12 protein-coding genes are annotated in these 13,781 nt (G+C 50.2%); 5 read left to right on the forward strand and 7 right to left on the reverse strand.

Annotated features, from left to right (window positions below):
* Positions 1–39 precede the first annotated feature (39 nt).
* Positions 40–963, forward strand: coding sequence for a branched-chain amino acid transaminase (locus tag MJO57_RS31820; protein WP_252021623.1), 924 nt, complete (start codon positions 40–42; stop codon positions 961–963).
* Between the two features lie 73 nt (positions 964–1,036).
* Here the strand turns inward: MJO57_RS31820 and MJO57_RS31825 are convergent, their stop codons facing one another.
* The 4 genes from MJO57_RS31825 to MJO57_RS31835 all read right to left on the reverse strand — a co-directional run bounded on the left by MJO57_RS31825 (position 1,037) and on the right by MJO57_RS31835 (position 4,597).
* The gene (locus MJO57_RS31825; RefSeq protein ID WP_256493401.1) at positions 1,037–1,432 is read right to left on the reverse strand and encodes a YgiW/YdeI family stress tolerance OB fold protein; all 396 of its coding nucleotides are present in this window, start codon (positions 1,430–1,432) and stop codon (positions 1,037–1,039) included.
* A complete protein-coding gene (locus tag MJO57_RS33020) occupies positions 1,429–2,073 on the reverse strand; it encodes a transposase (protein ID WP_252025790.1) in 645 nt (214 codons plus the stop codon). Before MJO57_RS33020 ends, MJO57_RS31825 begins: the two co-directional genes overlap by 4 nt.
* Positions 2,049–2,942 carry a transposase gene (locus tag MJO57_RS33025; protein WP_305881901.1) on the reverse strand — a complete coding sequence of 298 codons (894 nt, stop codon included), beginning with the start codon at positions 2,940–2,942 and terminating at the stop codon, positions 2,049–2,051. Before MJO57_RS33025 ends, MJO57_RS33020 begins: the two co-directional genes overlap by 25 nt.
* 260 nt (positions 2,943–3,202) lie before the next feature.
* Positions 3,203–4,597: a hypothetical protein gene (locus MJO57_RS31835; RefSeq protein WP_252021628.1), complete on the reverse strand. Its 1,395-nt coding sequence runs from the start codon at positions 4,595–4,597 to the stop codon at positions 3,203–3,205.
* Between the two features lie 276 nt (positions 4,598–4,873).
* Between MJO57_RS31835 and MJO57_RS31840 the strand changes: the two genes are divergently transcribed.
* The 4 genes from MJO57_RS31840 to MJO57_RS31855 all read left to right on the forward strand — a co-directional run bounded on the left by MJO57_RS31840 (position 4,874) and on the right by MJO57_RS31855 (position 8,924).
* Entirely contained in the window at positions 4,874–6,328 is a 1,455-nt protein-coding gene (locus tag MJO57_RS31840; protein ID WP_252021630.1) for an aminoacyl-histidine dipeptidase, read from the forward strand.
* Between the two features lie 137 nt (positions 6,329–6,465).
* Entirely contained in the window at positions 6,466–7,551 is a 1,086-nt protein-coding gene (gene waaF / locus MJO57_RS31845) for a lipopolysaccharide heptosyltransferase II (protein WP_252021633.1), read from the forward strand.
* Entirely contained in the window at positions 7,548–8,558 is a 1,011-nt protein-coding gene (waaC, locus tag MJO57_RS31850; protein WP_252021635.1) for a lipopolysaccharide heptosyltransferase I, read from the forward strand. The genes waaF and waaC overlap by 4 nt, the downstream gene beginning before the upstream one ends.
* Positions 8,559–8,675: 117 nt before the next feature.
* Positions 8,676–8,924 carry an acyl carrier protein gene (locus MJO57_RS31855; RefSeq protein WP_252021637.1) on the forward strand — a complete coding sequence of 83 codons (249 nt, stop codon included), beginning with the start codon at positions 8,676–8,678 and terminating at the stop codon, positions 8,922–8,924.
* 64 nt (positions 8,925–8,988) lie between these two features.
* Here the strand turns inward: MJO57_RS31855 and MJO57_RS31860 are convergent, their stop codons facing one another.
* The 3 genes from MJO57_RS31860 to argH all read right to left on the reverse strand — a co-directional run bounded on the left by MJO57_RS31860 (position 8,989) and on the right by argH (position 13,594).
* A complete protein-coding gene (locus tag MJO57_RS31860; protein WP_252021639.1) occupies positions 8,989–10,263 on the reverse strand; it encodes a pyridoxal-dependent decarboxylase, exosortase A system-associated in 1,275 nt (424 codons plus the stop codon).
* Complete coding sequence (locus tag MJO57_RS31865; protein ID WP_252021641.1) at positions 10,260–11,918, reverse strand: acyl-CoA ligase (AMP-forming), exosortase A system-associated; 1,659 nt, start codon at positions 11,916–11,918, stop codon at positions 10,260–10,262. The genes MJO57_RS31860 and MJO57_RS31865 overlap by 4 nt, the downstream gene beginning before the upstream one ends.
* 218 nt (positions 11,919–12,136) lie before the next feature.
* The gene (gene argH / locus MJO57_RS31870; RefSeq protein WP_252021643.1) at positions 12,137–13,594 is read right to left on the reverse strand and encodes an argininosuccinate lyase; all 1,458 of its coding nucleotides are present in this window, start codon (positions 13,592–13,594) and stop codon (positions 12,137–12,139) included.
* Positions 13,595–13,781: the final 187 nt, after the last annotated feature.

Raw genomic sequence — 13,781 nt, forward strand, 5'->3', positions numbered from 1 at the left:
TCCAATAGCGATAAAACAATGTAAAACTGGAGTTTCCCAATGTCTTTCGCCGATCGTGATGGCGTTATCTGGTTAGATGGCGAGTTAGTTCCCTGGCGTGAAGCCAAAACTCATGTCCTGACCCACACCCTGCATTACGGTATGGGGGTTTTTGAAGGTGTCAGAGCCTATCATACGCCGGAAGGGCCTGCTATTTTCCGTCTGAAGGAACATACTGACCGCCTTTTTCGCAGTGCCCACATCCTGAGAATGGAAATCCCCTTCAGCAAAGAAGAACTGAACGAAGCACAAAAGCTCGTTGTTCGCGAGAATGGGCTGGACGAAGCCTACCTTCGCCCAATGTGTTTCCTGGGCTCTGAGGGCATGGGGTTAAGGGCTGAAGGCCTTCAGGTTCATACTATGGTCGCTGCCTGGAACTGGCCATCTTACATGTCCCCGGAAGCGCTTGAGAGGGGCATCAAAATTCGTACCTCTTCCTATACACGACACCATGTAAATATCACCATGTGCAAAGCCAAAGCCAATGGTAATTACATGAACTCCATGCTGGCCCTGCGGGAAGCACTGGACAGTGGCTGTGAAGAAGCCCTGATGCTGGATAATGAAGGTTATGTGGCTGAAGGCAGTGGTGAGAACGTTTTTATTGTGAAAGAGGATGGCATTCTCTATACACCGGAACTGACTTCCTGCCTGGAAGGCATTACCAGGGATACGATCATTCGGTTTGCCAGAGAGCTTGGGCTGGAAGTTCGGGAAAAGCGTATTACCCGTGATGAAGTGTATATCGCCCGGGAAGCATTCTTTACCGGTACCGCGGCAGAAGTAATGCCCATTTGTGAACACGATGGACGCAAGATTGGCTGTGGTAAGCGTGGTCCGATTACTGAAAAGCTTCAGGCCATGTATTTTGACCAAGTTCGTGGCAAGCGTCAGGAAAACCCTGAGTGGTTAAGTCATTGCTAAGCTTACAGGCTATGGCTAACTGTCCGGCCAGCGGCAGTTAGCCTGATTTTCATACTTCATTCCTACTTTTATCTTATGGGCTGATAATTCGCAGTGACTTTACGTCTATTTCAACGCCTGATATCCGATTAACATCCACCTCACCAATAATTTCTACCTTGGTATTGGCATTGACCGGTTGCGGTGGAAAGTCGTTATCATCGATATCCGCCGTGATTTCACCGGTACCGTCATTGAACATATAAGTCTCATGTTTGATTTTACGAACCAGGTTGCCTTTAAGAACTACCCGCATGTCGTCATGGGGATTCTTCAGAATTGCAGCGACAGTTGTCGTGCCATCACCTGAGACAGGTGCTCTATACCCTCCCCCTGAGTCTGGCCCGGTATAAGCTCCTTCAGCAACCAACACAGTGGATGCCAGCAGGACAGCAGAGAACCATCTGGCTAACTTCTGTTTTGTAACTATTCAGCACTGAGCAAAGGCATATTACAGTAATTCCGAACAGCTCTATGAAGTGATTGATATATGTCCATTCCCTGTTTTCTGGCAGACGACAAATAGCTGCGAATCCGTGCAAACATAGAACCACCGTCTGCACTCCTGAAGCAGCCTGAGATTTTCTGCTTTAACTTGGCCATTCGAACATCCCGCTCACTGCCATTGTTATCGAAGGGAATGGTAAAATCTGACATGAAGCGCAGTGTCTCAGCCTTGAACTCAGTGAGTCGTTTGAAGAGATTGTAAGCTTTAGTATTCTTGACTTTCTTGCGCTTAAGCTCCTCTCGTTGCTTCTCCATATAGACGACTTCTTTCATTAGAGCCCGCTGAAGCAACCGGTCATAAATCTTCTCGATTCGTTCACAGACAACACTTGGCATCTGTAGCATACCTATGGTCTTAAAGCCCTTGCAGTAATGCCAGGAAAGCCTCAGTAGCTTCATCAATCGCAACGCCAGTTGATTGCTGTCCCTATCAACAACACCCAAAAGCTCCCTCAGGTGATGGGCATTGCAAAGTACGTGAGTTGCCGCATATGCAAAATAGGATTTCCAATGATCATGAACCAGAACGCCTGCAAATGTTAGCAGTATGCCCATCGTGTCCATGGCCTCACGACCTCGCTTTTAGACAAGTAGTAGAGCGTCCATTGTTCATCCCGCATAACGTGTAGCCAGTGCAAAGAGCCCTCGGCCCGCATACCCGTTTCATCGGCTCCGGCAACAGACGATTCCCGCAAGGCGTCACGAATAACCTCTTCAGTAGAAGCCAGATTTTCATAGGTTCTGGCCACAAAATTGGCGACAGTGCCTGCACTTACACTCATTTTATAGAGAGTATTAAAATACTCTGACACGCGCTTAAAAGGCAGGAAATGGTATTGGTTAAGATAGACGGCCATAGCCTGTGTGGCTGAGCCATATTGTGCGGCAGCGGTAACACCTTCCGGGAATTCAGCCTGATTCCGACAACCACAAGTGCAGATTTTTACTTCAGCTCTATGGGCCGTTACTTCAAATTCACCCGGTCTCCCTGGTTCAAACACCTGTCGTTCAATATATTTGACCGGCTCACTATCAAGAAGAGACGCCTGACATTTATTGCATTCTTTAACCGGAAGGTACTCAATATAGTCAGGGATATCGACCTGTTTAAGACAAGTGCCCTGATGCCCTTTCTTTCCACCGGCTTTATTACCAGAAGACTGTCTCAGACTTTTAGGATTGGGTTTTTCATCCGATGGATCGGTACCTTTATCTGCGGAAAGGTCGTCAGAATGATCTGGAGAATTACTGTTTTTACAAGGTTTTTGATAACCATCAGACGATGGCGGCTTGCTGCTGTTTTGACTGTTCTTGCCAACCTTTTCTTCCAATTCTCGACATCGCTCTTCCAGACAGGCAACTCTCATCCGCAGCTCTGCATTCTCTTTCAAGAGAATCTCAGCCGACATAGTTGCGGGTAGTTCTGGAATCATGCTGGCGAATATTGTGGAAAAATGGTGCTTAAGAGGATGGTATAAAAATCAGAAAATTCCAGATTTATGTGGGGGTGCTGAACAGTTACTCTGTTTTAAACAGACGTCGTAGAGTTTCATGTAGAGTTTCATTACGAAGACACCCTGACATTGACTTATATTTCAACTGGAAGAATAGTAGAAAAAAATGGTCCCGCCAGAGTCTCGCCATCCCTATTGGACATCAACCAATGTGAGAACAGTAGTAGACGATCAACCGCTTATTTTTTGTCAATCCGGTAAAGACCACAGATACCAACATACTCCCCCAGACCTTTAAATATCTCAGGAGGAAAACCTGGTATAACCGGTATCATCACTATATTCATTCTTTTTAATGCGTTAGAAGAGAAAAGCAGCTCTTGATCACTGGCCTCTGAAATGACCAGCAAATTCTTGCCTCCATGATCACACCAGGACTTAATGACGCCGGGAAGGAATTCACCAGCGTCTATCCAGCGCTCTTTACCAACCATGAACGTGGGCTGAGGCGCATCAAGTACCAATGCTGATGAATCCATAGTTCCGCCAGTCAAAGCGAGTACTTTGGCAAACTTATCAATGCTGACAAAAACATCCGCTTTAGTTACCCTGGTAAAGGTTTTTTCCGGCGGATGGATATCAAAGCAGGTTGAGGGCATGCCTGCATCAATCATACTTTTAGAAAAATAACCGGCCCCCGCCATAGGGAAAAACAATCGGTCAATATGATTCGTCCTTAGATAATCATGAAGATGCTTTGCCGAGGTTTTAGAAATACTGGAATAAACAACGAGTTCAGTTTCACGATAATTAGCAATCATCCCTGTCATATTGATAGCTCGCAGATCATAAAGAGTCCGATTAAGCTTTAGCGCTACTTTTTTCTTGTGATAGGGCGATGGCTTTTTTTCATCAACATGGGACTGATCAAGTTGAAGGATATCAAGATCAAATACAGGCTCAGAAGATATCATATTTATATAATGTATTACTGAAAGCGATTCCGTACACAGCTCTCCGTTTAAAAGCTTTGAGATATCCGTCAACTGACTATAAAGGGAGTCCAGCATACCGGCACTAAATATCAGGCCCGGCTCATCAATATCACCACTGTTGCGCAAAACCTGATCGCTTTTTCTGATCAAATTAACTGCTTGCTCTAAAAAGGATGTATTTCTTGCCAGGTCCTGAATAACAGGAAGCGCCTTTTCGAAATCTGCTTTATGTTTACGATCAATCGCGTCCAGTAATTTATCGGATAAAGATGACTTTGCATGGCTTGATGGCGGACGGGATAGCTGTGCAATGAAGCCAGAGTAATCCGGATCATTATGTAACCCTTCAACAACATGATGTTGGCGTAAGTACTCCAACCGCAAGCCCGTATCTGCTGGTGAATAAGCACATTTACTACCGGACGGCACAGAAACTGATCTGGTGATTACCGGAACATCACGCAGAGATGAGTCCGAAACCGGGGCAGAGTCAGTTTGTGAGGTTGTCTCAGATCCAGCGGTTGTAACCCCGGTTACACGCTGATTGAATAAAACCTCCACCAAAGACTCGGTTAAATCCTCAACAGTCTGACATCGGTCAGATTGATTATCAGATTGGGGCTTGGCTATTACGTCCAAAATCAGGTTTCCGGTCGATGGTATTTGTTTCGCTTTTCAGACAGATCTATTCCAGCATTGTTCCCTAAAAAAGTTCCCTAAAAAATTGCTGATTCATCAGTATACTTACTGTTCTGTTTCAGCGATTGAAGACCGTTTTGCACGTTATAATACAGCTATAAAATGCAACAAAGTAGAAAATCCTCATTGATGTTTACCCCCAACACCCCCACTATACGGCTACTGCACATAAATATTCCGATACAGCAGTCAATATAATTAGCACTGAAGTCTTAAATGAGCGCTATCCATGAACTGCAGCCTCACGCGCTATGGCAGTATTTTTCCGCCATATGTGATATTCCTCACCCTTCTTTCCATGAAGAACAGATTCGTGAGTACCTGATTGGCTTTGCCAAAGAGCACAATCTTGAGTGGCAGTCCGATGCGGTAGGCAATGTCATTATTCGCAAACAGGCGACGCCCGGCATGGAAAACCGAACTGGCGTTATTCTTCAGGGCCATATGGATATGGTGCCTCAGAAAAATAACGACACCGTTCATGACTTCCCCACTGATCCCATTAAAGCCTATGTCGATGGTGATTGGGTGACTGCAGAGGGCACGACCCTCGGTGCCGATAACGGCATCGGTATGGCGGCAACGCTGGCCGTGTTGGCTGCCAAAGACCTGCAGCATGGTCCTGTTGAAGTGCTATTCACCGCTACTGAAGAGACCGGAATGATTGGTGCCCAGGGACTTCAGCAGGGTGTTCTGGAAGGCAAGATCCTTCTCAACCTGGATACCGAAGAGGAGGGTGAGCTCTACATCGGCTGTGCTGGCGGTACCCGCATCGAAATCAGTGGTGATTACTCAACGGAATCAGCCCAGGGTGGATTGACCTTCAAAACACTGTCCATTTCCGGACTCAAAGGTGGCCACTCCGGTTGTGATATTCATCTGGGCAGAGGCAATGCCATCAAACTGCTGATCCGTGTCCTGCATCGTCTGGAGGCAGAAGGTGTGCGTATCGCCAGCCTGAACGGTGGTTCTCTGGCCAATGCCATCCCCCGTGAGGCGTCTGCCGTCATCGCCATTCCTGAGGCATCCCTGGCAGCGTGCGACAACATTATTGATCAGTGCCGCCATGAGCTGAGTGCAGAATTGGCCAATGCAGAGCCAAAGCTGACACTGGCTCTGAGTGATGCAGCGCCTGCTGCTGAGTTGATGTCCCTGCGGGATCAGAACCAGTGGGTAGCGGTGGTAGACGCCTGCCCAAATGGCGCCCAGAGAATGAGTGACTCCATTGCAGGCGTAGTAGAAACCTCTTTGAATCTGGGGGTTCTGACCATCAATGAAGGTAAGATCAAAGCCCATATTCTGCCAAGAAGCCTGGTAGGCAGCTGTATCGACGCCCTGAGTGATGCTGTTGCCGGGCTGTTCAGAATGCTGGATGCCGAAGTCGTCTTCTCCGACAGTTACCCAGGCTGGAAGCCAGACCCGGATTCCCGGATTCTGGCCACCATGAAGCGGGTTTACGCTGAACTGTATGGTCAGGAACCCGGTGTGCAAGTGGTTCATGCCGGTCTGGAATGTGGCCTGCTGGGCAGCAAGTACCCACAGTGGGATATGATCTCCTTTGGCCCAACCATCCGCTTCCCGCACTCTCCGGATGAGAAAGTCCATATCCAGAGCGTTGCCAGGTTCTGGGGCCTGCTGGTTGCTACTTTGAAAGCCATTCCAGAAGTTTGACCCATTCAGGCTCTCCAACCCCGGAGAGCCTTGTTCATTTATGGGTATAAAGCAGGCTGGAGTCTCCTCTTACTTTTTAAATATTCCAAACACCGCTTATAATGCCTCCCCATTCAATATAAGGAATGCCAGACGGGATGAAATATCTGATCGTCGGTCCCTCATGGGTGGGGGACATGGTAATGGCGCAAACGCTGTTCATTGCCCTGAAACAACAACATCCTGATGCCATCATTGATGTCCTTGCCCCAGCCTGGAGCTTGCCAATTATTGAGCGCATGCCTGAAGTTCGCCGGGGTATTGATATGCCCCTGGGTCATGGCAAACTCGGGCTTAAAGACCGCTACCAGCTGGGCAAAAGCCTGAGAGCGGAAGGCTATACACATTCCATTGCTTTACCCAACTCATTCAAATCAGCGCTGGTTCCCTTCTGGGCCAACATCAGGCACCGGATTGGCTGGCGCGGTGAAATGCGTTACGGGCTATTGAATGACATTCGCAAGCTGGACAAAAGCCAATACCCGCTCATGGTGGAGCGATTTGTCGCTCTTGCCTATCCTGAGGGTGCCTCACTGCCATCGCCCCTGCCGATTCCGACACTTCAGGTCAATACCAATACCGCCAGTAAAGTCCCCGGCCGCTATGATCTGCACACTAACAGGCCGATTCTGGCACTGTGCCCGGGTGCTGAGTTTGGCCCCTCCAAGCAGTGGCCAACCGGTTACTACGCAGAAGTGGCACGATCCCTGTCTGAACAGGGATGGCAGGTGTGGCTGTTTGGCTCAGCCAAAGATAAAGCCGTCACCGCTGAAATAAAAAACAGCCTGCCTGATGCATTGCAGCACCTCTGCCATAACCTGGCCGGTGAAACGTCGCTGGCCGATGCCATTGACCTGCTCTCCTGTGCCAGTGCAGTGGTCAGTAATGATTCTGGCCTGATGCATATAGCGGCGGCTCTGAATCGCCCCCTGGTGGCGGTTTACGGGTCAACCACGCCCGATCATACGCCGCCCATGAACAAAAACAGCGAAACACTGTCAATGAAACTGGATTGCAGCCCCTGCTTCAAAAGGGAGTGCCCCCTTGGGCATATGAACTGCATGAAGCAGCTGACTCCAGACAGGGTTCTGGCAGCCATCGCCCATCTGACGGATCATCGGGAAGATAAGCCGAAAGCACATCCTGAAATCACGCTGGTAGAAGAGGGGGGTAAGGCCCGTTGACTCAACCAAAACACGTTCTGGTGGTAAAAACCTCCTCGATGGGGGACGTAATCCACACCCTTCCGGCACTAACCGATGCGGCGTCAGCGCTGCCCGGTATTCGTTTCGACTGGGTGGTGGAAGAGAGTTTTGCCGAGATTCCCACCTGGCATCCCGCTGTTGACCGGGTGATTCCCGTTGCTGTTCGCCGCTGGCGCAAGTCTTTGCTGCAAACCTGGAAGTCCGGGGAGTGGCAACAGTTCAGAAAAGCCCTGGGTGCCAGCAACTACGATGCCGTGATTGATGCCCAGGGGCTGTTAAAAAGTGCGTTCATTGCCAGCAAAGCCAAAGGCCCGCTGTTTGGGCTGGATAAACATTCGGCCCGTGAACCCATTGCCAGCCGTTTTTACCCGTTCCCACAATCGGTCCCACTGGAACAGCACGCCGTTGAACGTATACGACAGCTCTTTGCCAAGTCCCTGGCCTATGTACTGCCCAAAACGCCAGGCCAGTTTCTGCTGAACAAAGACCAATTCCCCGGGGGACTGGTGAGTGACAGGCCTTATGTGGTTTTTATTCACGGAACCACATGGCCGACAAAACACTGGCCTGAAAACTACTGGTGTGAGTTGGCGCAGAAGGTGAATCAGGCTGGATTCCATGTGGTATTGCCCTGGGGTAATGACCATGAAAAGGCCAGGGCGGAGCGCATTGCCAATGCCAGCAGCCGGGCCACTGTGCTGCCGAAACTGTCACTGGCAGAAGTTGCCGGCGTGATTTGTGAAGCCCGGGCAGCCGTTGCGGTTGATACCGGTCTGGGGCATTTAACGGCAGCCCTGGAGACACCGGCAGTCACTCTCTACGGCCCCACCAGCCCGTTAAAAGTCGGGGCTTATGGCCCGGGACAGATACACTTGACGCTTGATCAATGCCCGGCAGGTGATTTTCCAAAAACAGAACCGGAAATTTTTGCCCCGATGACACCGGATATTGTCTGGCAGGCATTGAACCCACAGATCGAACGTTAACGATCACCATCACGATAAGTAAAGAGTAGAGTTTTCCGTTTATTCCATGCTGACGACCACAGTTGCACGGTAGCCGGAAAATGCCTAAAGTTGCCGATTTTACCCTCGGGATAATAAATGACCAGGCTGGAACAAATAAACGCCATTTTGGCAGATCTTCTCAAGCTGGATACCAGTGCGTTCAATGAACAGACTGAACTGCTGGGCGCCCTTCCGGAGTTTGACTCGATGGCAGTGGTCGGGTTGATTACGGCAATAGAAGAAACCTTTGGTATTACCGTTAATGATGATGACCTGGATGCCGAACTATTTGAAACCGTTGGCTCTGTTCTTGTCTATGTGGACACTGCCGGTGCAGAAGCCTGATTGCCCCGGCTATTTATTCCCAGTTATTCCCAGGCCAGAATGATGCTGGCCTGATTATCTCTGTTCAGATTAACAGCTCCACCACTTCGGGGTGCCCAAGGAACTGTTGTGGACTCGCTGTAGCACCATAAGCGCCTGATTGCAGAACAACAATAAAGTCTCCTACCCCTGCTTTCGGTAATGCCAGTTTTGCCCCGACAATATCCAAAGGCGTGCAGAGCGGCCCCACAATCTCGACCACTTCCTGCTCTTCACCGTCAAGGCAATGAGCCAGAACAACCGGGTAATTTTTCCGGATGACCTGACCAAAGTTACCTGAGTTTGACAGGTGATGATGCAATCCACCGTTGGTCATCAGGAAAGTCTGCCCACGGGATTCTTTTTTATCCGTCACCTGACAAATATAATAACCCGCCTCACCCACCAGCCAGCGCCCGAGCTCCATCACAAACTCCGATGACTTGAGGGACTCCGGGCGATGATCCAGAAGGTACTGGAGGTTTTCGGCGATACCCGCAATTTCCAGCATCTGCTCTCCGGGAAAATAGGGAATGCCCAGGCCGCCACCGATATTGATATGTTTTACCGGGGCAGAAACCTGACGAGCCAACCGTGCGGCCAGTTCAAAGGTTTGCTGATGGCACTCGATCAGAGACTCTGCCTTGAGATTCTGTGACCCGGAGAAAATATGAAACCCCTGAAAATCCAGTTTATCCAAATCGAGCCCTGATAAAATAGACGGCATTTGTTCCGCATCTATACCAAACTGTTTGGCACCACCGGCCATTTTCATCCCGGAGGTCTTTAATTCAAAGTCCGGATTGACACGAAAGGCTATGCGGGGACGAACACCCATCTCCTCATAGCAAAGATACAGTCTGTGCAGCTCCAGAGGCGACTCGATATTAATGGTAATACCGGCAGCAACGGCGGCTCTCAGTTCATGCTCTCCCTTTGCCGGCCCGGCAAAACTGATATTGGCAGCAGCCATACCTGCCCCCAGGGCGACCAGCATTTCCCGATGGGAAGCGACATCCAGACCGTCCACATGTTGTGCCATATGGCCGACTACGGCGGGCATTGGATTGGCTTTTATCGCGTAATGAAGCTTCAGCTCACCCGGCATCTGCTGACGGAACCGGATAACTCTTTGTGTCAGAGCTTGCCGGTCGTAGATATAGCAGGGTGAAGAACCGGCAATAGTCACCAGTTCAGTAGCGGTATGTCCGGCAATCAGTAATTGATTGTTTCTTGACTGGAGAGCTTCCAGCCGATGATGTCCTTTACTCAACCGCTCTTTCACAACGCTTTTCACAGGGCTTTTCTCAAGATCATTCACAACACAAGTGCCTCCTGGTACTCATCCTGAAAAAGCCTCCGGTATTCTTCCAGTAATGGCTTGCGATCAATTTTGCCATTGGGGTTTCTGGCAAGAGCCGATTGCTGAATAACGCGCATGGGCACCATGTAGGCGGGCAGGCATTGCCGACAGTGGCGGATCAATGAGGGTTCATCAATCTCACTGCTGTCAGTGCTCACCACCACCAACACGATAGCCTGTCCCAAACGGGAGTGAGGGACACCAATGGCAGCCACTTCGGCCACCAGCCCGGAGGAGTAGACAACCTCTTCCACTTCCGTGGGGCTGACCCGATAACCGGATGTTTTGATCATATCATCGCGACGACCCACAAAATAAAGATAACCGTCGTCGTCTTTACGGACAATATCGCCGGACCAGACAGCCAGCTCTTTGGCAGGGATTTCCGGTATGGCACAGGGGGCAGGCCTGAAACGTTCAGCGGTTCGCTCCGGATCATTCCAGTATCCCATACTGACCAGGGCGCCACGGTGCACAAGCTCACCGGCTTCATGGGGTCCACAGATCTCACCCGACTCATTGATGACCATCACATCGGCATTGGGAATGGCTTTGCCCATCGACCCGGGTCGTAAATCAATCTGTTCGGGAGGAAGAAAACAGGAGCGGAATGCCTCAGTCAAACCATACATCAGGTAAGGTTTGGCATAGCGAAAACGCTGACGCAACACCCCCAGAGTGGCTGTCGGCATGGCACCACCGGTATTGGTAAAGTAACGCAGGCTGTCACCGGCCCCTTCTGGCCAGGGCAGGTCGGCAATCTGAACCCAGAGTGGCGGCACCAGGCCAAGCCCGGTAATCTGCTGCATCTCGACGGTTTTAATGACATCCCTTGGCAACAGATATTCCAGCAGATAACAACTGGCACCGACCAGAAAGGCCGTTGTCAGTTGACTGAAACCGTAGTCAAAACTGAATGGCAGAACACAGAGCAGCCGATCTTCCGGTATATTGCCCAGATACTCCGCAACACTGCTGGCACCCGTCACCATATTCCGGTGCGACAGGACAACACCTTTTGGCTTACCGGTGCTGCCCGAGGTATAAAGAATCGCCGCCATATCCGCATCAATGGAAGATACCGGTTCCCACCAGGCGCAGGGCTTAAGGAAATTTACCCAGTTCAGCACATTGGCTGACTGGCGGTTAACAAAAGCACCCTCTACCAGGCTGTTATGCAAATCGTCCACATCGGCCAGACTGTCAAATACCTGCCCGGTATCAACAAGAATGATATGAAGCAAGTCGTGACATTGGTGAATTTCCGCTGCCAACTGCTGATAGCGGGCTTTGTTCGTGATCAGAACCCGAACATTACAGTCTTTGAGAATGTGAAAGACCTGGGGTGCTTTCAGTACCGGGTTTACCGGCACCATCACACCACCGGCGGCTGTTGCACCGAAGAAGCTGAAGACCGCTTCAGGCGTTTTAGGCAAATAAATGGCCACCCGCTCATGTTGCGTCAGCCCCAATTTTTGCAACCCGGCTGCAACCGAACAAACCTGGCGGGCAAGCGTCTGGTAATCAAACCACTGGTCTTTGCAACCGAGGGCTTTTGAGAAAGGCGAACGTTCTGCCTGGCGCAGAACAATCTGGTGTAACAACAAGCTCATGATAAACAACAGAGTCTGATAACAAGGGTTAACCACAAAGGCACGGAGACACAACGGAAGCGCTCGGTCCTTGCAGTCCGGGGTTGCTGCAAAAAGTCCTGAATTTGAACCAACACGCAGGACAGCTTTTCTTTGCCAGTCTTTGCCAGCCTTTGCCAGCCCCAGCCAGGTTCAGGAAAAACTTTGTGTCTTGGTGGTTCTTTCTTTTTCAAGACCTTTTACAACATTTTACGGGCGTTTAAAATAGCCTGCCTGACCTGCGCTGGCGCTGTACCACCGGGATGATTACGGGCGCTTACCGAGCCTTCCAGAGTCAGTACATCAAACACATCCTGCCCGATAGTATCAGAGAAGACCTGAAGTTCAGCCAACGTCATCTCAGACAAGTCCCGATCCTCCTGAATACCAAAGGCCACTGCCTTGCCCACCACTTCATGGGCATTCCTGAATGGCATACCACGGCGCACCAGGTAATCAGCCAGATCAGTAGCGGTACTGAAACCTCTGCGAGCTGCTTCCAGCATATTCTCTTTACGCGCCCGGATATGAGGCACCATATCAGCAAACGCCCGCAAACAATCCTTGAGCGTATCCACCGTATCAAACAGTGGTTCCTTATCTTCCTGATTGTCTTTGTTGTAAGCCAGAGGCTGGGACTTCATCAGTGTCAACAATGACACCAGGTGACCATTCACCCGTCCTGTTTTACCCCGGACCAGTTCGGGCACATCCGGGTTTTTCTTCTGCGGCATAATGGAAGAGCCGGTACAGAAGCGGTCGGGAAGATCAATAAAGTTAAACTGTGCAGAAGTCCAGAGTACCAGCTCTTCCGACATACGTGACAGATGGGTCATGATCAGGGCCCCGGCTGCACAGAACTCAATGGCAAAATCCCGGTCACCTACTGAATCCAGAGAGTTGCGGGAAGGACGCTCAAAGCCAAGGGCAGAAGCGGTGAACTCCCGGTCGACAGGATACGTGGTACCAGCCAGTGCCGCAGCGCCCAGAGGACAGATATTGACACGTTTCCGGCAGTCCTGCAGGCGCTCGTCATCACGCATCAGCATTTCATACCAGGCCATCAGGTGATGACCAAAGGTCACAGGCTGTGCTGTCTGTAGATGGGTGAAACCCGGCATGATGGTGTCCGCTTCACGCTCGGCGACCTCCAACAGTCCGCACTGCAGGCGTTTGAGTTCCCCGGATATGGCATCAATCTCATCACGCAGCCATAAACGAATATCGGTAGCGACCTGGTCATTTCTGGAGCGCCCGGTATGCAACTTTTTGCCGGCAGCGCCGATGCGGTCCGTCAGGCGAGCCTCAATATTCATATGGATATCTTCAAGTTCGATGGACCAGTCAATACGATCCTGCTCAATATCGTCAAGAATGCCTTCCAGACCGGCAGTAATGGCATTGAGTTCGTCTTCACTCAGAATACCTGCCTGTTGCAGCATCTGTGCATGAGCCATGGAACCCTGAATGTCATGGCGATAAAGGCGTCGGTCAAAATCGATGGAAGCGGTAAAACGGGCAACAAAGGCATCAACGCCTTCGTTGAAACGTCCACCCCACTGTTTATTGAACGTGTTATCAGAGCTATTATCAGAGCTGCTATTGGAACTGTGGCTGCTGTTCTTTTCACCCTTCTCTGCTGAATGGCTTGTCGACATTCTCTTCTCCACCCGGTTCTCATTTTTTAAAGACTAACGTACAATCAATGCCGATCCGTCATTACCGCATTGAGAGCGAAGCTATTATATCGGTGTCATGACCTGATTGCATCGCTCACCATCTCCATCCCTATCTCCTTCCGGGCAAGAGAATAGACAGACTTCCGATAACACAGATGAATCATTT

The sequence above is a fragment of the Endozoicomonas sp. SCSIO W0465 genome, from assembly GCF_023716865.1.
Lineage (GTDB): Bacteria > Pseudomonadota > Gammaproteobacteria > Pseudomonadales > Endozoicomonadaceae > Endozoicomonas.